We start from the raw sequence: 20,056 nt of genomic DNA, 5'->3' as shown, positions 1-20,056 counted from the left end.
GATTTACGTCCGGAGGCCGGCGAGACGGCATACGCAGGCACCCGTCGCTAGGCTCCGTGGGTGCTGACGATCGCGTTCCCCGCCCAGGCGTTCGACACCAACTGCTACGTGCTCGCGCCGGCGGCAGGGGAGGAGTGCCTCATCGTCGACCCCGGCGTCGGGGTGGAGGAGACGCTGCGCGAGGTGCTGGCGGAGCACCGACTGCGGCCCGCCGCCGTGCTGCTCACGCACGGGCACGTCGACCACGTCTACTCGGTGACGCCCGTCTGCGGTGCCGACACCGCCGCGTACATCCATCCCGACGACCGCTACCGGCTGCACGACCTGCTGGCCCGGAGCAACCCGGGGCTCGTCGCGATGCTGGAGCAGCAGTTCGGCACCGCAGCGACGTGGACCGAGCCGACGAACGTCGTCGAGATCGTCGACGGCACCCGGCTCACCTTGGCGGGCATGGACGTCGACGTGCACCACGCGCCCGGGCACACCGAGGGCTCCGTGATGTTCGGCCTCGACCGCGTGCCCGACGGGATCCGCGACCAGGTCGACGTCGACCGCACCATGGTGACCGGTGACGTGCTCTTCGCCGGCTCCATCGGTCGCACCGACCTCCCGGGCGGCGACGCGGCCGCCATGCAGCGCAGCCTGCGCGAGAAGGTGCTGCCCCTGCCCGACACGACGCTCGTGCTACCCGGCCACTACCAGGCCACGACCATGGCCCACGAGCGCGCCACCAACCCCTACCTGAAAGACTTGTCCGCGTGAGCACCTCCCAGCCGAAGGCCACCAAGGTCCTGCCGATCAGTGGCTTCCCTGAGTACCTCCCGTCCGAGCGCATCGTCGAGCAGCGCTTCCTCGACGTCATCCGCGAGACGTTCGAGCTGCACGGCTTCTCCTCGGTCGAGACCCGCTCGATCGAGCCCGTCGACCGGCTCCTCGGCAAGGGCGGCGACGCCGACAAGGAGATCTACGCCGTGTCGCGCCTCGCGGGTGACGACGACGACGCGCGCTGGGGCCTCCACTTCGACATGACGGTGCCGTTCGCGCGCTACGTGCTGGAGAACGCCGGCAAGCTCTCCTTCCCGTTCCGGCGCTACCAGATCCAGAAGGCGTGGCGCGGCGAGCGCCCCCAGGAGGGTCGATACCGCGAGTTCACCCAGGCCGACATCGACGTCGTCGACGTCGGCAACCTGTCGTCGCACTTCGAGGCGGAGATGCCCCTCGTCATCGCGGACGTGTTCAGCAAGTTCCCGGTCGGCGAGTTCGTCATCCAGGTCAACGACCGCAAGATCCCGAACGGCTTCTACCAGGGCATCGGCATCACCGACGTCATCGGGACGCTGCGCATCGTCGACAAGCTCGACAAGGTCGGGCCCGAGAAGGTCAAGGCGATGCTCCTCGAGGCCGGAGCCACCGATCAGCAGGCCGACCAGTGCCTGGCGCTGGCCGAGATCCGGTCGACCGACCTCGGCTTCGTCGAGCAGGTGCGGGCCCTGGGTGTCGAGCACCCGCTGCTCGAGGAGGGTCTCGAGTCGCTCGCCAACGTCATCCGGACCGGGCTGGCCCACGCCCCCGGCAAGCTCGTCGCCGACCTGCGCATCGCCCGCGGCCTCGACTACTACACCGGCACGGTGTACGAGACGCAGTTCGTCGGGCACGAGTCGTGGGGCTCCTTCTGCTCCGGCGGGCGCTACGACGCGCTGGCGAGCGACGGGCGCACCACCTACCCCGGCGTCGGCATCTCGATCGGCGTCACCCGCATCCTCGGCCTGCTCATCGGCCGCGGGCTCGTCACCGCCTCGCGCTCCACGCCCGCCGCGGTGCTCGTCGCCCTCAACGACGACGAGTCCCGCGATGACGCCGTTGCCATCGCAACCACGTTGCGCCGCAGGGGGATCGCCTGCGAGGTGGCTCCGTCGGCGGCCAAGTTCGGCAAGCAGATCCGGTACGCCGAGCGCCGCGGGATCCCGTACGTCTGGTTCCCCGGGGCCGGCGAGTCGGGCGACGAGGTCAAGGACATCCGCAGCGGTGAGCAGGTGCCGGCTGCCGCCGGCACGTGGGCGCCCCCGGCGGAGGACCTCGCGCCGGCCGTCACGCGCGCGGACGTCCCGCGCCCTGACGTCAGGAGCTGAGCACTCGACTCATCCCTCACGTCGAGTGCCCACTTCCCGGCGCGGGAACGTGGGCACTCGACGTGAGGGTTCAGTGGCCCGGGGGAGGACGAAGCCCCTGGTCCCGGAGCTCGAGGAGGGCCAGGCGGCGGATCACGTCCCGGTCCTGGCGCCGCCACGCGCCTGCTGGGTCGTCGGAGACCTTCGCGAGCGTGCGCATCGGCTGGGTCGCCATGGCCCGCAACGCGAACAGGTCGAGGTCCTCACCCGCGTCGATGAAGCGCTGGGAGCGGGTGGCGTTGCGCACGAAGCGGACTCGCGCCCAGAGCCACACGCAGAGGACGGCCAGGATCGGGACGAGGGCGGTCGCGAGTCCCAGACCGAGCGCCAGGGTCTCGACGGTGTCGGCCATCGAGGTCCCGGCCTGCTCCAGCGTCGTGCCCGAACCCGCGGCCTGGGTCAGCCAGGTGCGCAGCTGGTCGCCGACGAGCGGGATCTGTCCGGCCTGGTCACCGGCCCCGGTCAGGGCTCCGTTGACCGACCTGCCCGCCGACGTGATCGAGTCTGCGGGTGCTCGCAGGGCCTGCACGGTGTCGTGCACCTGCCGGCCGGCGTAGACCCACACGCCGATCCACAGCAGCATGAGCACGTCGGCGACGATCTGCCGGGTGCGGCGGGCGGGACTGTGCGCGTAGAACCTCACGGGCCCATGTTGGCGAAGATCGCGATGAGCAGCACCATGAGGAGCACGACGGCCACGGGGCCGGCGACGAGACAGGCCAGCAGGAAGCCCTGTGCGAACGGGCGCAGGCGCACGGACGACGTGGCTGCCGCGGCCGCGACGAAGCCCACGGCGAGCAGGGCGAGACCCCCCGGCAGCTCGACGCCCCGGAAGACGGTGCCCCACACCGCCACCACGGCGAAGACCGTTCCCGCGACGACCCCCTGTCGCCGTGTCGGCCCCGTCGTGGAAGAGGAGGTGACCGTGGCCGAGGGCAGACCCGGCGCCGTGGGCCGCAGCGGGACCTCGTGCCGGCGCCGCCGGGTGCCGGCGGGCGTCGTCGGCCACGTGTACCGCTCCTCGGGTGGCGGGATGCTCACACCGGCTCCTCCCTGCTCGGCGACCGCGGCGGGTCGGGTGGCCCCACTCTGGCAGGGCGACGGACGGCCTCGTGGGTGTTGCGCGTGGACGTGACCGGGTCGTGACAGCCGTGGATACAGTTGGCTCGCGGCCCCCGGGAGGGGCCCTCGTCCGCCACGGCAACGGCGCCGGGCGGCGACAGTCCGGAAGGAAGTGCAGCAGCATGAAGGTCGGCATCCCCCGCGAGGTCAAGAACCACGAGTACCGCGTGGCCATCACCCCGTCCGGCGTGCACGAGCTCACCGACCACGGGCACGAGGTGTTCGTCGAGAAGGACGCGGGTGTCGGGTCGCAGATCAGCGACGACGACTACGTGGCCGCGGGCGCTCGCATCATCGGCTCCGCCGACGACGTGTGGGGCGAGGCCGAGCTGGTGCTCAAGGTCAAGGAGCCCGTGGCCGAGGAGTACCACCGGATGCGTGAGGGCATGACCCTCTTCACCTACCTGCACCTCGCGGCCGACAAGCCGCTCACCGAGGAGCTCGTCAAGCGCAAGGTCACCGGCATCGCGTACGAGACCGTGCAGCTGCCCTCCGGCGCCCTGCCGCTGCTCTACCCGATGTCCGAGGTCGCCGGCTGCCTCGCGCCGCAGGTCGGCGCGCACGCGCTCATGCGCGCGCAGGGCGGCCGCGGCGTGCTCCTGGGTGGTGTCGGCGGCGTGGCGAACGCGAAGGTCGTCATCCTCGGCGCCGGCGTGTCGGGGCAGAACGCCGCCAACATCGCGCTCGGCATGGGCGCCGACGTCACCCTGCTCGACACCGACCTCGACAAGCTGCGCATGTCGTTCTGGCGCTACGACAACCAGGTCCACGGGCTCGCCTCGTCGAAGCTGACGGTCCAGGAGCAGGTGCTGCAGGCCGACATGGTCATCGGCGCGGTGCTCATCCCGGGTGCCGCGGCGCCCAAGCTGGTCTCGAACGAGCTCGTGTCGCAGATGAAGCCCGGCTCGGTGCTCGTCGACATCGCCATCGACCAGGGCGGCTGCTTCGAGGACAGCCACGCGACGACGCACGCCGACCCGACCTACACGGTCCACAACTCGGTCTTCTACTGCGTCGCCAACATGCCGGGCGCGGTGCCGAACACGTCGACCTACGCCCTGACGAACTCCACGCTGCCGTATGCCGTGAAGCTGGCCAACCAGGGGTGGCGCGACGCGCTGCGCGCCGACCACGCGCTCGGCCTCGGCCTCAACACCCACGACGGCCACGTGACCTACGCCGGTGTCGCGGAGGCGCACGGCATGCAGTCGGTCAGCCTCGACGAGGCCCTGTCCTGACGGAGCAGGTCGTCACCGAGCCACCCGCGGCACGGCTCTCGCGCCTCGAGCGCGACGTCCGCGGGTGGCTCGACCACGTCCGGGTCGAGAAGGGAGCGTCGGACAACACGCTGAAGTCCTACGCCCGGGACCTGCGGGGCTACAGCACCTTCCTGGCCGCGAGGGGCATCGACGACGCCGGCCGGATCAGCGAGGCCGATGTGACCGACTTCCTCGCCTCGCTGCGCGAGCGCGGCCTGGCCGCGTCGTCGGCCGCCCGGAGCCTCGTCGCCGTGCGCGGCTTCCACCGTTTCCTCGCCCTCGAGGGCGAGGTGGCCTCCGACCCGGCCGCCAACGTCGCCCCGCCCAAGCCCCCGGCGCGGCTGCCGAAGGCCATCCCCGTCGAGGCCGTCGAGCGGCTCCTCGCGGCCGCATCGGTCGGCGACACGCCCGAGTCGTTGCGCGACCGTGCACTGCTCGAGGTGCTCTACGGCGTGGGCGCACGCATCAGCGAGGCGGTCGGCCTCGACGTCGACGACCTCGAGACCGCCGGCCCCTCCGACGCGTCGCCGGACTCGCCCTCGGGTCGGGGAGTCGGCTCCGTGCGGCTGCACGGGAAGGGCGGCAAGGAGCGCGTCGTGCCGGTCGGCAGGTACGCACTCGAGGCCGTGACGGCATACCTCGTGAGGGGCCGACCGGCCCTCGCCACGCACGGAAAAGGGGGTCCGGCCCTCTTCCTCAACCAGCGCGGCGCCCGGCTCTCGCGACAGTCGGCGTGGGCGATCATCCAGCGCGCGGCGTCCCGCGCCGGGCTCGAGCACGTCTCGCCGCACACGCTGCGACACTCCTTCGCCACCCACCTGCTCGACGGCGGCGCCGACGTACGCGTCGTGCAGGAGCTCCTCGGGCACGCCTCGGTCACGACGACGCAGATCTACACGATGGTCTCCGTGCACCGGCTCCGCGAGGTGTATGCGGGCGCCCACCCCCGTGCCCGCTGATAGGGTCACACGTGATCAGCGAGAGGCTGACCGCAGCATCCCAGGGGCAACGCCGAGCGGAGTGGAACACCCGGTGAACGAGGAGTCACACCAGAGCATGCAGTCCGTGCCGTCAGCAGACCTCGACCCGCCTCGCCACCCCACCCTCAGCTCCGTCCCCGTCGCCCAGCTCCCCGGCACCGAGTCGGCCGGCTCCGGCGCGATGGGCCCGACCGGTCGCCCGCTGCCCGACTTCCCCGACCCCGTGACGCTGTCCAGCCACGGGCCGGCGCGCATCATCGCCATGTGCAACCAGAAGGGCGGCGTCGGCAAGACCACGACGACGATCAACCTGGGCGCAGCGCTGGCCGAGCTCGGCCGCAAGGTCCTCGTCATCGACTTCGACCCCCAGGGGGCGCTGTCCGTCGGCCTCGGCGTCAACGCCCAGGAGCTCGACACGACGATCTACAACCTCCTCGTCGAGCGCGGCCACGAGATCCACGACGTCATCCAGCAGACGCGCACGCCCAACCTCGACCTCGTGCCGGCCAACATCGACCTGTCGGCTGCAGAGGTGCAGCTCGTCGGCGAGGTCGCTCGTGAGCAGATCCTGGCCCGCGTGCTGCGGCCCGTCGTCGACGAGTACGACGTCATCCTCATCGACTGCCAGCCCTCGCTCGGCCTGCTCACGGTCAATGCCCTCACGGCGGCGCACGGCGTGGTCATCCCGCTGGAGTGCGAGTTCTTCGCGATGCGCGGAGTCGCCCTGCTCATCGACACCATCGACAAGATCACCGACCGGCTCAACCCGCGCCTGCACGTCGACGGCATCCTCGCGACGATGTACGACAGCCGCACGCTGCACAGCCGTGAGGTCGTGCGTTCGGTCGTCGACCACTTCGGCGACCAGGTCTTCCACACCGTCATCAGCCGCACCGTGAAGTTCCCCGACGCCACGCTCGCCGCCGAGCCGATCACGTCCTACTCGTCCGAGCACTCCGGTGCCAACGCCTACCGCCAGCTCGCCCGCGAGCTCATCGCACGCGGTGGGGCGGCCTGATCCGCAGTGAACTGATGGTCGGGCAGGACACCGTCGACCGCGACGCGGTCGACCCCGGCGCAGGCATGCCCGCGCCCGGGCCGGTCGGCGGACCGGTGACCGAGCACGTCGCCGAGCACGTCACCCAGCACGTCGCCCTGCCCGGCAGCGACTCCAGCGGCGAGTCGAACGGCGAGATGGTGCCGGGTGGCGTCATCACCCGCCGCACCGTCACCCCCTTCGAGGTCCACCTGGACGTCTTCTCGGGCCCGTTCGACCTGCTGCTCGGCCTGATCAGCAAGCACAAGCTCGACATCACCGAGGTCGCGCTCGCCCAGGTCACCGACGAGTTCGTCGCGCACATCAAGGCCGCGCAAGCGGCCGACGCCGACTGGGACCTCGGGCAGGCCTCGGAGTTCCTCCTCATCGCCGCGACCCTCCTCGACCTCAAGGCGTCGCGCCTGCTGCCGCAGTCGGGTCCGCAGGACGACGAGGACCTCGCACTCATCGAGGCCCGCGACCTGCTCTTCGCACGCCTCCTGCAGTACCGCGCCTACAAGGAGATCGCGAACACCTTCCGTGACCGGATGGCGACCGCCGGCCGCATCACCCCGCGCCAGGCCGGGCTCGATGACGAGTTCTCGAGCCTGCTGCCCGAGCTCGTCATCGCGGTCACGCCCGAGCAGTTCGCGCGCATCGCCGCTCGGGCCATGACGCCCAAGATCGCGCCCACGGTGGGCCTCGACCACCTGCACGCGCCGCAGGTCAGCGTGCGCGAGCAGGCGGCCATCATCGTCGAGCGGGTGCGCAACCGCGGCCAGGTCTCGTTCCGGAGCCTGGTCGCCGACGCCGACAGCACGCTCGTCATCGTGGCCCGCTTCCTCGCCCTGCTCGAGCTCTTCAAGGAGGCGGCGATCGCCTTCGAGCAGGCCGAGGCGCTCGGTGAGCTCGACATCCGCTGGACCGGTGCCGACGTCGGCGACGTGGCCATCGACGACGAGTTCGACGAGCAGATCGACGGGCAGATCGAGGAGCAGATCGACGGCGAGCCCGCCGAGGCGGACGATGAGGACGAGACGCGAACCGATGCAGAGCAGGACGCGGGCGCAGTCGCCGCCCCCGGAGGAGGAACAGACGATGAGTGAGCAGTCGGCGCAGGGGCCCGACGCGACCGCCGAGCCCGAGGTGCTCGACGAGCGCGAGGGTGCCGACGAGCAGATCGCCTTCGACATCAACGACTTCCCGGGCGGTGCCCGGTCGGCGCTCGAGGCGGTGCTCATGGTCGTCGACGAGCCGGTGACCGAGGTCGCGCTCGCGTCGGCGCTCGAGCTGCCCGTCGAGGACGTCCGCGGGCACCTCGTGGCGCTCGAGGAGGCGTACGCCGCTGCGCAGCGCGGTTTCACCCTGCGCAGCGTCGCGGGTGGGTGGCGCGTCTACAGCCGCTCCGACTTCGCGCCCGTCGTCGAGAAGTTCGTGCTGGACGGCCAGCAGGCCAAGCTCACCCAGGCCTCGCTCGAGACGCTGGCCGTGATCGCCTACCGGCAGCCCGTCTCGCGGGCCCGGGTCAGTGCGGTCCGCGGCGTCAACGTCGACGGCGTCGTGCGCACCCTGACGTCGCGAGGCCTGATCGAGGAGGTGGAGGACGCCGGCGAGAGCGGCGCCGTCCTCTACCGCACCACGCCCTACTTCCTGCAGCGGATGGGGCTGTCGTCGATCGACGACCTCCCGGCCCTCGCGCCGTACCTGCCGGACGCCGACGTCATCGACGAGCTCATCGAGGAAGGACACGCATGAGCGAGTACTCCAGGTCACCCCGCCAGCCCCGCAAGAAGGGCTCGGCCGCCGGTGGCGCCAAGGGTCGCCCGGGAGCGGCCCGAGGCGGCGCCACCCGCGGTGGCAAGCCCAGCAAGCCCGGCAAACCCAGCAAGGGCGGCAAGGGCGGCTCAGCGGGTCCCCGCTTCGCGGGCTCGACCAAGGCGAGCCAGCCCACCAAGCTGCCCGAGCGCCGGTCGGCCCCCGAGATCGACGTTCACGACCCCGAGGGCGTGCGCCTGCAGAAGCTCATGGCGGCCGGGGGAGTCGGTTCGCGCCGCGTCTGCGAGAACCTCATCGAGCAGGGCCGCGTCGAGGTCGACGGGCAGGTCGTCACCGAGCTCGGGGTGCGCATCAACCCGCGCACCCAGGTCGTGCACGTCGACGGCGTCCGGGTCAACCTCGACGAGGACCGCGTCTACCTCGCCTTCAACAAGCCCAAGGGCGTCGTCACGACGATGAACGACGAGCTCGGTCGCATCTCGCTCGCCGACTACGTCGGCAACCGCGAGGAGCGACTCTTCCACGTCGGGCGCCTCGACGCCGACACCGAGGGGCTGCTGCTGCTCACGAACGACGGCGACCTCGCGCACCGGCTGCAGCACCCGGCATACGGCGTGCTCAAGACGTACATCGCGACGATCCGTGGCCCGGTGCAGCGCGACGTGGGCAAGCGGCTGCGCGAGGGTGTGGAGCTGGAGGACGGTCCCGTCGCCGTCGACTCGTTCCGCATCGTCGACCACCAGCCCGGCAAGGCGATGGTCGAGGTCGTGCTGCACGAGGGACGCAAGCACGTCGTGCGACGCATGCTCGAGGCGGTCGGTCACCCGGTGCTCGAGCTCGTGCGCACCGAGGTCGGCCCGATCCGCCTCGCCGACCTCAAGTCGGGTCGCACGCGCCGGCTCAACAAGGCGGAGATCGGCGCGCTCTACAAGGCCGCGGGTCTGTGACACGGACGTGCCGACCGCACCCTGACGGCGTCGCTACGCTGACGGGGTGACCACGCACGTCCGCATCGTCGGGGTTGGCCTGATCGGCGCCAGCCTCGGAATCTGCCTGTCCAGCAACGGGTTTCGTGTCTCGATCGAGGACCCTTCGCCGACGGCGGCTCGCCTGGCGCGCGACCTGGAGGCCGGTCAGCTCGCCGACGACCTCACCGACGACCCCGCGGACGCCCCCGACGTCGTGGTCGTGGCTGCGCCACCCGACGTGACGGCCGGTGCGGTCATCGCAGCGCTCGACCGGTGGCCCGACGCCGTCGTCACCGACGTCGCCTCCGTCAAGGAGGCCGTCCTGGTCGAGGTCCTCGACTCGGGTGCCGACTCGAGCCGCTACGTGGGGTCGCACCCGATGGCCGGCCGCGAGCGGTCCGGCACCGCCGCCGCCCGTGGCGACCTCTTCGACGGCCGCGCCTGGGTGGTCGTGCCCCACGAGGGGTCCACCGACGCGGCCGTCAAGAAGGTGCGCGAGATCGCGACCGCCGTCGGCAGCGCCGTCCGCGTCATGCCGGCCCACGAGCACGACGAAGCCGTGGCGGCCGTGTCGCACGTGCCACAGCTCGCCGCGAGCATCGTGGCGGCCTGCCTGAGAGAGCTTCCCGAGTCGGCGGTCGGGCTGGCAGGTCAGGGGCTGCGCGACGTGACCCGCATCGCCGCGAGCGACCCACGCCTGTGGACCCAGATCCTGGCCGGCAACGCGCCCGCCGTGCGCGACGTGCTGCGCCAGGTGCGCGACCAGGTCGACGACGTCGTGGCCGCCCTGGACGCCCTCGTCGACTCTGGCGGAGAGGGCTCGCTCGGCACCCTCAGCCGGGTGCTCGAGGCCGGCAACCTCGGCCACGCGCGCATCCCCGGCAAGCACGGCTCGGCGCCCGCGGCGTACGAGGTCGTGTCGGTCATCGTCCCCGACGAGCCGGGCTCGCTCGGCCGCCTGTTCGGCGACATGGGCAACGCCGGCATCAACCTCGAGGACCTGCACCTCGAGCACGGCCTCGGCCAGGCCGTGGGCGTCGCCGAGATCTCGGTCGTGCCGGCCTCGGTCGAGCCGCTCCGGGCCGAGCTGACGCGTCTCGGTTGGCGACTCCACGACTGAGCCGCCCCGGGGTGCGCAGACCCCCACCTGACGACTGGGGGATCGCTGGAGGAGGGGCGGCGACGGCTGGGCGACGGTCGGGTGGCATCCTGCGAGGCACTATCCTCGGGCGCATGCCTGAGAGCCCCGAGGAGCACCTGTCCGGTTTCGTCATCGCCGTCGACGGCCCTTCGGGATCGGGCAAGTCCAGCGTCAGCAAGCAGGTCGCGCGTTCCCTCGGCTACGGCTTCCTCGACACGGGCGCGATGTACCGCGCACTCACCTGGTGGTGCCTGCACGAGGGCGTGGACCTGACGGACGCCGAGGCCGTCACGGCTGCCGCAGAGCGGTTCCCGCTCTCGATCGGCACCGATCCCGACCACCCCGCCGTCGAGGTCGACGGCACCGACGTCTCGGCCGAGATCCGCGAGACCCGCATCTCCACGAACGTCTCGGCCGTGGCCACGGTGATCCCGGTGCGCGAGATCCTCCGGCTGCTCCAGCGACGCCTCATCTCCGACGCCGGCCGGGCCAACGGCGGCGTCGTCGCGGAGGGCCGTGACATCACGACGGTGGTCGCACCCGACGCCCCGGTGCGCATCCTGCTCACGGCCTCGGAGGAGGCACGGCTCGCGCGACGCTCGAAGGAGCTGCACGGGGCCGCCGACGCCGACTCGGTGGAGGCCACCCGGTCGCAGATCGTCGACCGCGACAGGGCCGACTCGGCGGTGTCGGAGTTCACCGTCGCGGCCGACGGCGTGACGACGATCGACACGTCCGACCTCGACTTCGAGGGCTCGGTCGAGGCGGTGCTCCAGGTGGTCGAGGCGGCTCGCGCGTGAACCAGCCGGTCGCTCCCCACCCCAACCGGGCCCGGATCGGCCGTCCGATCGGCAAGCTCATCTTCAGCACCCTCTACCGCGGCGCCGCGCTGCACGCGGAAAGGGTGCCGCTTCGCGGGCCCGTCATCCTCGTCGCCAACCACGCCGCGTTCCTCGACGGTCCGCTCGTCTTCGGGCTCGCCCCCCGACCCGTCAGCTTCCTCGTCAAGCAGGAGGCCTTCTCGGGGTTCTTCGGCTGGACGATCCGCAACGTCGGGCAGATCCCGATCGACCGCAGCGTCGGCGACCGTGCGGCCCTGGCCGCCGCCACGGCCGTGCTCGAGCACGGTGGAACGGTGGGCATCTTCCCCGAGGGCAGCCGCGGCTCCGGGGAGGTCGAGCAGATCAACTCCGGCGCCGCGTGGATCGCGCTGCGAACTGACGCGCAGATCGTGCCCGTGGCGGTCATGGGCACGCGCGTGCCGGGTGCCGGCAAGGACGACTGGCCCTCCCTCCGGTCGCGTCTGGTGGTCGACTTCGGCGAGCCCTTCCGGCTCGCGGTGGACGCCGGAGCACCGGGTCGTCACCGCCTTCGTCTGGCCAGCGAACAGCTGCGCGACGGCCTCGCGTCACACGTACGCCGCTCGCGGGTGGAGAATGGTCCGTCAACAGACGTTCACTGATTCGAGGACACCGTGACTGACGAGACCGCCCGCCCCAGCGACGAGGGCGCTCCGATCTCGACCGCCGACCCCGCCGTCGACGACGCCTCCGTGGAGCGTGCGCTCCGTGCGGGGCTCGACGACTTCGAGCTGAGCCCCGAGGACCAGGCCCTGCTCGACGCCGAGGGGCCGTATGCCGCTGACGCCGCCGAGCGGGGTCCGCTGCCGGTCGTCGCGGTCGTCGGCCGGCCCAACGTCGGCAAGTCGAGCCTGGTCAACCGCATCCTGCGCCGCCGCGAGGCCGTCGTCGAGGACGTTCCCGGCGTCACGCGCGACCGCGTCTCGTACGAGGCCGAGTGGGGCGGACGCCGCTTCACCATCGTCGACACCGGCGGCTGGGAGGCCGACGCCACGGGCATCCACCTCCGCGTCGCCGAGCAGGCCGAGATCGCCATCGACCTCGCCGACGTCGTGATGTTCGTCGTCGACTCGACCGTCGGCGCCACCGACGACGACGAGGCCGTCGTGAAGCTGCTGCGTCGCTCCGGCAAGCCGGTCGTCCTCGTCGCCAACAAGGTCGACGACGAGCGGGGCGAGGCCGACGCGGCCATGCTGTGGAGCCTCGGGCTCGGGCAGCCGTGGCCGGTGTCGGCCGCGCACGGCCGCGGCAGCGGTGACGCCCTCGACGCCGTGCTCGAGGTGCTGCCCGACGTGTCCGCGCACGGCGCGTACGCCCAGGGCGGCCCCCGCCGCGTGGCCCTCATCGGCCGACCGAACGTCGGCAAGTCGAGCCTGCTCAACCGCCTCGCCGGGACCGAGCGCGTCGTCGTCGACAACGTCGCCGGCACCACGCGCGACCCGGTCGACGAGATGATCGAGCTGGGCGGCAAGACGTGGCGGTTCGTCGACACCGCAGGCATCCGGCGCCGAGTGCACCAGTCGCGCGGCGCCGACTTCTACGCCTCGCTGCGCACCCAGACGGCCCTGGAGAAGGCAGAGGTGGCTGTCGTGCTCATCGACGCCGAGCAGCCCATCGCCGAGCAGGACATCCGCGTCGTGCAGCAGGTCATCGACGCCGGGCGGGCCCTCGTCATCGCCTACAACAAGTGGGACACCCTCGACGAGGAGCGTCGCTACTACCTCGAGCGCGAGATCGAGAAGGAGCTCGTGCAGGTGCCGTGGGCCCCGCGCGTCAACGTGTCGGCACGCACCGGTCGCCACATGGACCGCCTCGTCCCCGCCATCGAGACGGCCCTCGACTCGTGGGACACCCGAATCCCGACGGCGCGGCTGAACGCCTTCCTCGGTGAGATCGTCGCCGCGCACCCGCACCCGATCCGGGGTGGCAAGCAGCCGCGCATCCTTTTCGCCACGCAGGCCTCGACGCGCCCTCCGCGGTTCGTCGTCTTCGCGTCGGGCTTCATCGAGGCCGGCTACCGCCGCTTCATCGAGCGCCGGCTGCGCGAGCAGTTCGGCTTCGAGGGCACGCCCATCGAGGTCTCGGTCCGCGTCCGCGAGAAGCGCCGGCGCTGACCCGAGCCGGCGGCGGCCGGCCCCGGATGGGCCGATTGGGACGGGCGGCACACGGTGCGCTAAGGTTTCGTCTCGTTCGCCCCACGGGGCAACGGGCTGTGGCGCAGCTTGGTAGCGCACTTGACTGGGGGTCAAGGGGTCGCAGGTTCAAATCCTGTCAGCCCGACCGAACGAGAGGGCCCGGCCGAGACGACGAGAGTCGTCCGGCCGGGCCCTCTCGCCGTCTCCTCCGCCCGCCGGCTCAGTGGTGGGAGGCAGGCTCCTCCGGCGGACCCGGGACGATGGTGACGGGGCACGAGGCATGGCCGAGCACCGCGTGGCTCACGGAGCCGAGCACGAGCCGCATCAGCGGACCCAGCCGGCGGGTGCCCAGCACGACGAGGCCGGAACGGCGCGAGTCGTCCTCGAGCACCACTGCGGCCGGCGCCTCCGGCGTGATGACATCGACCTCGAGGCCAGGCGCCAGCGAGCGAGCGACCTCGGCCGCCTGCTCCGCGGCGACCCGCGCCATGTCGAAGCGGCTCCGGGCGAGCTCGGCCACGGTGTCCGGGCGCAGGTGGGGCAGCACGGCCGCCCCCTGGTCGAGGGAAGCCCAGGCCGAGACGATCCGCAGGGGGACACCCCACCGCGAGACCAGCTCCGCCGCGACCCGAACCGCCGACGCAGAGGGCTCGACGTAGTCCACGCCCACCGTCACGGGACGGCGGTGGTCGGGGTCGTCGACGGCGCCGCGCACCACCGTGACCGGGCACGCCGCGTGACCTGCCACAGCGGACGAGACCGAGCCGAGGACCATCGACCCGAACGCCCCGTGCCCCCGGTTGCCCACGACGAGCATCTCGGCTCGTTCGGAGGCGCGGATCAGCGCAGCGGCGGGACTGCCGACCTCCTCGGTGAGCCGCACCTTGTCCTCGGCCAGGTACTTCGCCGCGAGGCGTCGCGCATCCTCCCCGACGGTCTCGACGGTGTGGTGCGCCGGGGTGGGGAGCACGGACGAGATGGAGCCGATCGGTGCGGCCATTCCCTCGAAGGCGCGGGGGAGGGCCATGACGACCCTCAGGCCCACCCCTCGGCTCGCGGCCTCTCGTGCTGCCCATTCCAGCGCTGCGACGGCGTTCGTCGACCCGTCGTAGCCCACGACGATCTGCTGGGCCCAGGGGCTCGCTGTCGAGGACGTCATGGCTGCCTCCTCCGCTCGTGGCTCCGGCACGCCGCAGCTCGCTGTCGTGCCGCGCTCCTTCGACTGTGCGCCGCGGGGGCGGGGGAGTGCACGGGTCGAAGGTCCCGATGTCGTACGCGTGCCCGTCAGTGCGCCGGGGCGGGGTCAGTGTGCGTCGGCCGACGCCCCGGCGATGTCGAGGACGGCGACGCCGGCGAAGCGTCCGTGGGCCAGGTCGTCCATCGCCCGGTCTGCCTCCTCGAAGCCGTAGGTCGTGACGTGGGCTCGAACCGACAGCGACGCAGCGAGCCGCAGCAGCTCCTCCCCGTCGGCCCTCGTGTTGGCGGTCACCGACGTGAGGCGCTTCTCGAGGAAGAGGTGGGTGGCGTAGTCGAGGGACGGGATCTCGGTCAGGTGGATGCCGGCGAGCACGACACTCCCACCCCGGTCGAGGGCCGTCAGGGCGAGCGGGACGAGCTCCCCGGCAGGAGCGAAGACGATCGCCGCGTCGAGGGGGACGGGCGGCCGGTCGTGCGGGCCCCCGGCGGACGCCGCGCCCAGCGTCAGGGCCAGCTGCCTCGACTCCTCACCCCTGGTCAGCACGTGGACCTCGGCACCCTGCGCGATCGCGATCTGCGCCGTGACGTGGGCGCTGGCGCCGAACCCGTAGAGCCCCAGCCGGCCACCCGGCGGGAGCTGGGTGCGCCGCAGCGAGCGGTAGCCGATGATGCCGGCGCAGAGCAGTGGTGCCGCCTGCCGGCTCGGCAGCGCCGAGGGCAGGGCGTACGCGTATGCCGCCGGGACCGTCGTGTACTCGGCGTAGCCGCCGTCGTGGTCCCAACCGGTGAAGCGCGCCGACGGGCAGAGGTTCTCCCGCCCCGACCGGCACCAGCGACACTCGCCGCACGTGCCCCGAAGCCAGGCCACACCGACGCGGTCACCCACGGCGAAGCGGCTCGTGCGGGGACCGACCCCGGCCACGAGACCGACGACCTCGTGGCCGGGGACCACCGAGTCCCGGTGCACGGGAAGGTCGCCGTCAGCGACGTGCAGGTCGGTGCGGCAGACCCCGCACACCTCGACCTGCACGAGCACCTCGCCGGCACCCGGCACGGGCACCGCACGCTCGACCTGACGGAGCCGATCCGGACCGCCGGTGACCTCCCACGCCCGCATCCGGGAGGGCAGCTCCTCGGGGCTCACAGCGAGCGCACGACGAGGACGGGGGTCTGCGCGTGATGGATGACCGCCCGACTGACCGAACCGAGCAGCAGCCGGGCGAAACCGCCCAGCCCTCGCGAGCCCACCACGACCAGACCCGCACCCTCGGCAGCGTCCAGCAGGGCCAGGACGGGGTGCTTCTCGACCAGCCTGACGGTGACGCCCACGTCCGGGAAGGCCCGTCGGACCGCCGCGGCGCTGTGCTCGGTCGACCTGTGGGCGCTGTCCTCGCAGATCTCGCGTTCATCGGGTCGCGCCGGCGCCTCGGCCTCGGAACGCCACGCACCGGTGAGGCTCGGCAGCTGCCACGCGCGAACCAGCACCAGCGGCGCCCCGGAACGCTCGGCCACGGAAGCCGCCGCGTGGGCGGCACGGTCGCCGTGAGCGCTCCCGTCCACCCCGACGATGACGGGCACCCGAGGCCCGGGTAGGACGAGCTCACCGCGAGGGACCACGGCGACGTCGCACGTCGCGTGGGCCGCCACGGCGAAGGCGACCGAGCCCGTGAGGTACTCGCGCGCCCTGCCCCGCTCGGGGTGACCGACGACGACGAGTCCGGCCTCTCGCGAGACGTCCACCAGCACGCCGGCCGGGTGACCCCAGATCGTCGTGGTCTCGATGCGCGCCGGGTCGAGCACCGCCTCCGCGCGCCGTCGCGCCTGCGCCACGACGTGCCCCGCCGCGTGCGAGCGCTCCCTGCGTGTGGCGCCCGAGGTCGCCTCCCCTGCCGCAACGAACGGCAGCTCGGCTGCCAACGTCGCGGTGACGATCCTCAGACCTGCTCCGCGCGCGCGGGCCTCCTGGGCCGCCCAGTCCAACGCGCCGTCAGAACCCACGCTCCCGTCGCAGCCGACCACCACGTCGGTCGCCGGGCGCGTGGTGGCTCCGCTCGTCAGGGTCATGGCATCTCCCGGGTGGTCGGTGCGCTTCGTTGCGCCTATGCCGATTGTGGTGGAAGAGCACGCTCGGCGTGGGCACACGGGGAGGCCCGGCCGAGGCACCCCTGGCCTCGCGGGCACAGGTGCTGGCGCACTGATCGGGCCTTGACCGGGTTGCGCCGCACACCAGGTCGGAGGCGGGAATTCGACTGTGGTGCAACGAGACCCGGCCACCGCTGCAAGAACCCCGGACCTGCGACAAGAGATCCGCAAGGAACGCGCAACTTTGCCCGAGTTGGGCGTTGCGCGGCGATTCGTGATGTCAAAGTCCAGACCAGCAAATCACCAAGAAACGGTAAAGAAAGGTCATGGATCCCCATGGGCACGCAGAAGCAGAAGAAGAGCTCGAAGAAGAAGGCCGCTGCCATCGTCACGGCGGGAGTCCTCGGCCTCGCGACCGCCGGTGGGGCCTACGCCTACTGGACCTCCACCGGTGGCGGCACCGGTGAGGCCGCGACCCGCACCGGCGCCGGCAGCATCTTCACGGTGACGGGCGACGTGCCCGACGCCATGTACCCCGGCGACTCGGCGCAGACCGTGACCGCGACGGTCGAGAACACCGGCACGGAGAACTACAAGGTGACCGGAGTCAGCGCCTGGGTCGAGACCGACAAGGTTGGCTGCGACGGGAGCGACTACAGGCTCAACGGCGCCGTCGCCCCCACGAGCTCGGCCTCTGCGGCGGCGCTCACGATCGCACCGACGGACCTCGCGCCGGGCGCCACCAAGACGCTCACCTACTCCATCCAGTTCAACAACAAGGCGACGAGCCAGAACGCCTGCCAGGGCGCCAAGGTCACCGTCCACTACATCGCCAGCTGACGCGCGGAAGCGGTGGCCCCCGGTTCAGGCCGGGTGGCCACCCCTCCCGCAGCAGGGACCCTGAAGCCCACGAGCACCACGACCGACGAGGAATCTGATGAGGACGAGGACCAAGGCCAAGCCGGCAGCACTGCTGCTGCTCGCGCTCTTCGCCGCGATCCTCCTCGCCGTGCACGGCATGCCGGGCGTGGGCGCGGGCACCTCGGCCGCGAGGGACTCGAGCACCGGCTCGTCCGGCGCTGCGCAGACGCACGGCGGGCCGCCCGCGGGGGAGGGCGCCGCCGCCGGCGCCGTCGGAGCCGGGTTCGGCCTCGGGGTCGCGAGCGCCGGTGACAGCCTCCCCTTCACCGTGACCGGGGGCGTGACCGGTCTGGCCCCCGGGCTGTGGCGTCCGGTCGCCGCAACGGTGCACAACCCCAACTCGGTGGCGATCCGGGTCACGTCGCTCGAGCTGTCGGTCAGCTCGGACAGCTTCCCGCCCGGCTGCCGCACGTCGACCAACCTCGAGATCAGGCAGGGGAGCCTCGGCGCGAGCGGCCGGATCACGGTCCCCGCGGGACGCAGCGTCACCCTCGTCCAGCAGGGCGGCACCGATCCGCGCATCCGCCTGCGCGACCTGCCCACCGTCAACCAGGACGCCTGCAAGGGCAAGTCCTTCACGCTCGTCTGGTCCGGAAGGGCGACCGGCTGATGCCCGGGACGGCCCGCCCGCACACGCGCGCACGCCGCGCTGCCACGCGCCGCGGCGTGCGCGCCCTCCACGTCGGCGCGCTGTTCGCGGTCCTGATGACCGTGGCGCTGCCGGCGCAGGCCTTCTGGACCCAGGTGGCCACCGCCAACGCTTCCGGCTCGGGTGCGGCGACGACGAGCACCTTCTCGGCGCCGACCGGGGTCACCGCCTCGGTGGCCAACGGTGGGTCGGACGTCACCGTGGCCTGGCTCCCGCCCAGCACGGGCGTGGCACCCACCGGCTACCGACTCGTGCGCACCGATACCGCGACGGGCTCGGCGTCGGCGGCCTGCGGCACGTCGGTGTCGTCGCTCGTCACGACGTCGCCCTGCGTCGACGGGTCGGTCCCGGACGGCACCTACCGGTACACGGTGGTCGCCGTGCGGTCGGGATGGTCGGCCACCAGCGCCGACAGCATCCCCGTGACCGTCCTGCGCACCATCGCCACGACGACGACGCTCACCTCGTCGCGCAACCCCGGCCTGGTCGGGCAGCCCCTCACGCTGACCGCGACCGTCACCGCAGGCTCCGACACCCCGACGGGCACGGTCGTCTTCCGCAGCGGCGGCACGCCGATCACCTGCTCCGGGGGGACCCAGACGCTCAGCGCAGGTGTCGCCACGTGCGTCACGACGTTCAGCTCGAGCGGCAGCCGCTCGCTCACCGCCGCGTATGCCGGCTCGGCGCCCTTCGCGGCCTCCACCTCCTCCGCGCTCAACCAGGTCGTCGACCAGCAGACGCAGACGATCACGTTCACCTCGACGGCGCCGACCAGCGCGAGGGTGGGGGGCGGCACGTATGCGGTCTCGGCCGTCGCGTCATCCGGACTGTCCGTCTCCTTCTCCTCCGGCACGCCGTCCGTCTGCACGGTCACCGGCTCGACGGTGAGCTTCGTCGCCGGCGGCGCCTGCACGGTGCTCGCCGACCAGGCCGGTAACGCGGCCTACGCCCCGGCCGCGCAGGCGTCCCAGTCCTTCACAGTGGCCCAGGCGGCGCAGACGATCACCATCACCTCGGCGGCCCCCACCAACGCCTCGGGCGGCGGCACCTACACGATCACCGCGACCGCCTCGTCCGGCCTCGCAGTCGCGTTCTCCTCCGGCACGGCGGCCGTCTGTACGGTCTCCGGCTCGACCGTCACCTTCGTCGGCAGCGGCAGCTGCACCGTGCTGGCCGACCAGCCCGGGAACGCGGCCTACGCCGCGGCGGCACAGAGGTCGCAGACGTTCACCGTCGCCAGGACCGCGCAGACGGTCACGATCACCTCCACCGCTCCGACGAACGCCGCGGTGGGAGGCGCCGCGTACACGGTCACCGCGACGGCCACGTCCGGGCTCGCCGTGGGCTTCGCGACGACGACGCCGACGATCTGCACGGTCGACGCCGCCACCGTCACCTTCGTCGGCGGAGGCACGTGCACCATCACCGCCGACCAGGGGGGCAACGCCGCCTACTCTCCCGCGGCCCAGAAGCTGCAGTCGTTCGACGTGCTCGTGACGCCGACCCCTCCCGCCAACCTCACCATCACGGTCAACGGCACCCAGGCCGTCGCGACGTGGACGGCCGTCGTCGGACTCGTCTACGAGTGCCAGGTCACCACCGGCGGCAGCCCCGCCGGTGCCGGCTCCTGGACATCCTGCACGTCACCCTTCACCTTCACCACGATCAAGAACGGCACGCAGACGCTCTGGGTGCGCAGCACCCGCAACGGCGTCGCCAGCGCCCCATCGTCCAAGAGCCTCAGCGGCTGACCGGACGCCCG

The 20,056-nt window shown here is 72.2% G+C and carries 20 protein-coding genes and 1 tRNA gene; 16 read left to right on the top strand and 5 right to left on the bottom strand.

What is annotated here, in order from left to right; translation table 11 throughout:
* The first annotated feature begins 60 nt into the window (after positions 1-60).
* The gene (locus tag ACXR8F_RS15970; protein ID WP_458801908.1) at positions 61-762 is read left to right on the top strand and encodes an MBL fold metallo-hydrolase; all 702 of its coding nucleotides are present in this window, start codon (positions 61-63) and stop codon (positions 760-762) included.
* Complete coding sequence (gene hisS / locus ACXR8F_RS15965; RefSeq protein ID WP_458801906.1) at positions 759-2,129, top strand: histidine--tRNA ligase; 1,371 nt, start codon at positions 759-761, stop codon at positions 2,127-2,129. The genes ACXR8F_RS15970 and hisS overlap by 4 nt, the downstream gene beginning before the upstream one ends.
* A 70-nt stretch (positions 2,130-2,199) precedes the next feature.
* On the opposite strand, the gene ACXR8F_RS15960 is transcribed toward hisS, so the two are convergent.
* Entirely contained in the window at positions 2,200-2,811 is a 612-nt protein-coding gene (locus ACXR8F_RS15960; RefSeq protein WP_458801905.1) for a hypothetical protein, read from the bottom strand.
* On the bottom strand, positions 2,808-3,209 hold the full coding sequence (locus tag ACXR8F_RS15955) for a hypothetical protein (protein WP_458801903.1): 402 nt from the start codon (positions 3,207-3,209) through the stop codon (positions 2,808-2,810). The genes ACXR8F_RS15960 and ACXR8F_RS15955 overlap by 4 nt, the downstream gene beginning before the upstream one ends.
* A 203-nt stretch (positions 3,210-3,412) precedes the next feature.
* On the opposite strand from ACXR8F_RS15955, the gene ald reads away from it, so the two are divergent.
* The 11 genes from ald to ACXR8F_RS15900 all read left to right on the top strand — a co-directional run bounded on the left by ald (position 3,413) and on the right by ACXR8F_RS15900 (position 13,590).
* Positions 3,413-4,528, top strand: a complete 1,116-nt coding sequence (gene ald, locus ACXR8F_RS15950) for an alanine dehydrogenase (protein WP_458801902.1) — start codon at positions 3,413-3,415, stop codon at positions 4,526-4,528.
* A complete protein-coding gene (gene xerD, locus ACXR8F_RS15945) occupies positions 4,525-5,508 on the top strand; it encodes a site-specific tyrosine recombinase XerD (protein ID WP_458802062.1) in 984 nt (327 codons plus the stop codon). The genes ald and xerD overlap by 4 nt, the downstream gene beginning before the upstream one ends.
* Before the next feature lie 97 nt (positions 5,509-5,605).
* Positions 5,606-6,547 carry a ParA family protein gene (locus ACXR8F_RS15940; protein WP_458802060.1) on the top strand — a complete coding sequence of 314 codons (942 nt, stop codon included), beginning with the start codon at positions 5,606-5,608 and terminating at the stop codon, positions 6,545-6,547.
* Positions 6,548-6,723: 176 nt separating this feature from the next.
* Positions 6,724-7,671, top strand: a complete 948-nt coding sequence (locus ACXR8F_RS15935; RefSeq protein WP_458802058.1) for a segregation and condensation protein A — start codon at positions 6,724-6,726, stop codon at positions 7,669-7,671.
* On the top strand, positions 7,664-8,320 hold the full coding sequence (gene scpB, locus ACXR8F_RS15930; RefSeq protein WP_458801901.1) for an SMC-Scp complex subunit ScpB: 657 nt from the start codon (positions 7,664-7,666) through the stop codon (positions 8,318-8,320). Before ACXR8F_RS15935 ends, scpB begins: the two co-directional genes overlap by 8 nt.
* Positions 8,317-9,288: a pseudouridine synthase gene (locus ACXR8F_RS15925; RefSeq protein ID WP_458801899.1), complete on the top strand. Its 972-nt coding sequence runs from the start codon at positions 8,317-8,319 to the stop codon at positions 9,286-9,288. Before scpB ends, ACXR8F_RS15925 begins: the two co-directional genes overlap by 4 nt.
* Positions 9,289-9,334: 46 nt before the next feature.
* Positions 9,335-10,429: a prephenate dehydrogenase gene (locus ACXR8F_RS15920; protein ID WP_458801897.1), complete on the top strand. Its 1,095-nt coding sequence runs from the start codon at positions 9,335-9,337 to the stop codon at positions 10,427-10,429.
* Between the two features lie 113 nt (positions 10,430-10,542).
* Positions 10,543-11,250, top strand: coding sequence for a (d)CMP kinase (cmk, locus tag ACXR8F_RS15915; protein WP_045187972.1), 708 nt, complete (start codon positions 10,543-10,545; stop codon positions 11,248-11,250).
* Positions 11,247-11,912, top strand: a complete 666-nt coding sequence (locus ACXR8F_RS15910) for a lysophospholipid acyltransferase family protein (RefSeq protein ID WP_458801895.1) — start codon at positions 11,247-11,249, stop codon at positions 11,910-11,912. The genes cmk and ACXR8F_RS15910 overlap by 4 nt, the downstream gene beginning before the upstream one ends.
* Positions 11,913-11,924: 12 nt before the next feature.
* Positions 11,925-13,424: a ribosome biogenesis GTPase Der gene (der, locus tag ACXR8F_RS15905; RefSeq protein ID WP_045187975.1), complete on the top strand. Its 1,500-nt coding sequence runs from the start codon at positions 11,925-11,927 to the stop codon at positions 13,422-13,424.
* A 92-nt stretch (positions 13,425-13,516) separates the two neighbouring features.
* A tRNA-Pro gene (locus tag ACXR8F_RS15900) sits at positions 13,517-13,590 on the top strand.
* 75 nt (positions 13,591-13,665) lie between these two features.
* Here ACXR8F_RS15900 and ACXR8F_RS15895 read toward each other — a convergent pair.
* From ACXR8F_RS15895 to ACXR8F_RS15885, 3 genes are all read right to left on the bottom strand, one after another.
* On the bottom strand, positions 13,666-14,604 hold the full coding sequence (locus tag ACXR8F_RS15895) for a universal stress protein (protein ID WP_458801892.1): 939 nt from the start codon (positions 14,602-14,604) through the stop codon (positions 13,666-13,668).
* Positions 14,605-14,748: 144 nt separating this feature from the next.
* A complete protein-coding gene (locus ACXR8F_RS15890) occupies positions 14,749-15,786 on the bottom strand; it encodes a zinc-dependent alcohol dehydrogenase family protein (RefSeq protein ID WP_458801890.1) in 1,038 nt (345 codons plus the stop codon).
* Positions 15,783-16,706, bottom strand: a complete 924-nt coding sequence (locus ACXR8F_RS15885; protein ID WP_458801888.1) for a universal stress protein — start codon at positions 16,704-16,706, stop codon at positions 15,783-15,785. The genes ACXR8F_RS15890 and ACXR8F_RS15885 overlap by 4 nt, the downstream gene beginning before the upstream one ends.
* A gap of 354 nt (positions 16,707-17,060) precedes the next feature.
* On the opposite strand from ACXR8F_RS15885, the gene ACXR8F_RS15880 reads away from it, so the two are divergent.
* The 3 genes from ACXR8F_RS15880 (at position 17,061) to ACXR8F_RS15870 (ending at position 20,045) form a co-directional block, all read left to right on the top strand.
* Entirely contained in the window at positions 17,061-17,564 is a 504-nt protein-coding gene (locus ACXR8F_RS15880; protein ID WP_052677071.1) for a hypothetical protein, read from the top strand.
* 97 nt (positions 17,565-17,661) lie between these two features.
* Complete coding sequence (locus ACXR8F_RS15875) at positions 17,662-18,255, top strand: hypothetical protein (RefSeq protein ID WP_458801887.1); 594 nt, start codon at positions 17,662-17,664, stop codon at positions 18,253-18,255.
* A 56-nt stretch (positions 18,256-18,311) separates the two neighbouring features.
* The gene (locus ACXR8F_RS15870) at positions 18,312-20,045 is read left to right on the top strand and encodes an Ig-like domain-containing protein (protein WP_458801886.1); all 1,734 of its coding nucleotides are present in this window, start codon (positions 18,312-18,314) and stop codon (positions 20,043-20,045) included.
* The last annotated feature ends 11 nt before the right edge of the window (positions 20,046-20,056 follow it).

It is taken from the genome of Terrabacter sp. AAH1 (genome assembly GCF_054456855.1).
The sequence above is the reverse complement of the archived record's forward strand: the minus strand, read 5'-3'. Positions and strand labels throughout refer to the sequence as shown.

What these genes read in the sequence shown, in the direction of transcription:
- ACXR8F_RS15880 (WP_052677071.1), top strand. Translation starts at nt 17,061, where the DNA reads ATGGGCACGCAGAAGCAGAAGAAGAGCTCGAAGAAGAAGGCCGCTGCC.
- ald (WP_458801902.1), top strand. Translation starts at nt 3,413, where the DNA reads ATGAAGGTCGGCATCCCCCGCGAGGTCAAGAACCACGAGTACCGCGTG.
- ACXR8F_RS15895 (WP_458801892.1), bottom strand. Translation starts at nt 14,604, where the DNA reads ATGACGTCCTCGACAGCGAGCCCCTGGGCCCAGCAGATCGTCGTGGGC.
- scpB (WP_458801901.1), top strand. Translation starts at nt 7,664, where the DNA reads ATGAGTGAGCAGTCGGCGCAGGGGCCCGACGCGACCGCCGAGCCCGAG.
- ACXR8F_RS15875 (WP_458801887.1), top strand. Translation starts at nt 17,662, where the DNA reads ATGAGGACGAGGACCAAGGCCAAGCCGGCAGCACTGCTGCTGCTCGCG.
- cmk (WP_045187972.1), top strand. Translation starts at nt 10,543, where the DNA reads ATGCCTGAGAGCCCCGAGGAGCACCTGTCCGGTTTCGTCATCGCCGTC.
- ACXR8F_RS15925 (WP_458801899.1), top strand. Translation starts at nt 8,317, where the DNA reads ATGAGCGAGTACTCCAGGTCACCCCGCCAGCCCCGCAAGAAGGGCTCG.
- ACXR8F_RS15935 (WP_458802058.1), top strand. Translation starts at nt 6,724, where the DNA reads ATGGTGCCGGGTGGCGTCATCACCCGCCGCACCGTCACCCCCTTCGAG.
- ACXR8F_RS15940 (WP_458802060.1), top strand. Translation starts at nt 5,606, where the DNA reads ATGCAGTCCGTGCCGTCAGCAGACCTCGACCCGCCTCGCCACCCCACC.
- ACXR8F_RS15885 (WP_458801888.1), bottom strand. Translation starts at nt 16,706, where the DNA reads ATGACCCTGACGAGCGGAGCCACCACGCGCCCGGCGACCGACGTGGTG.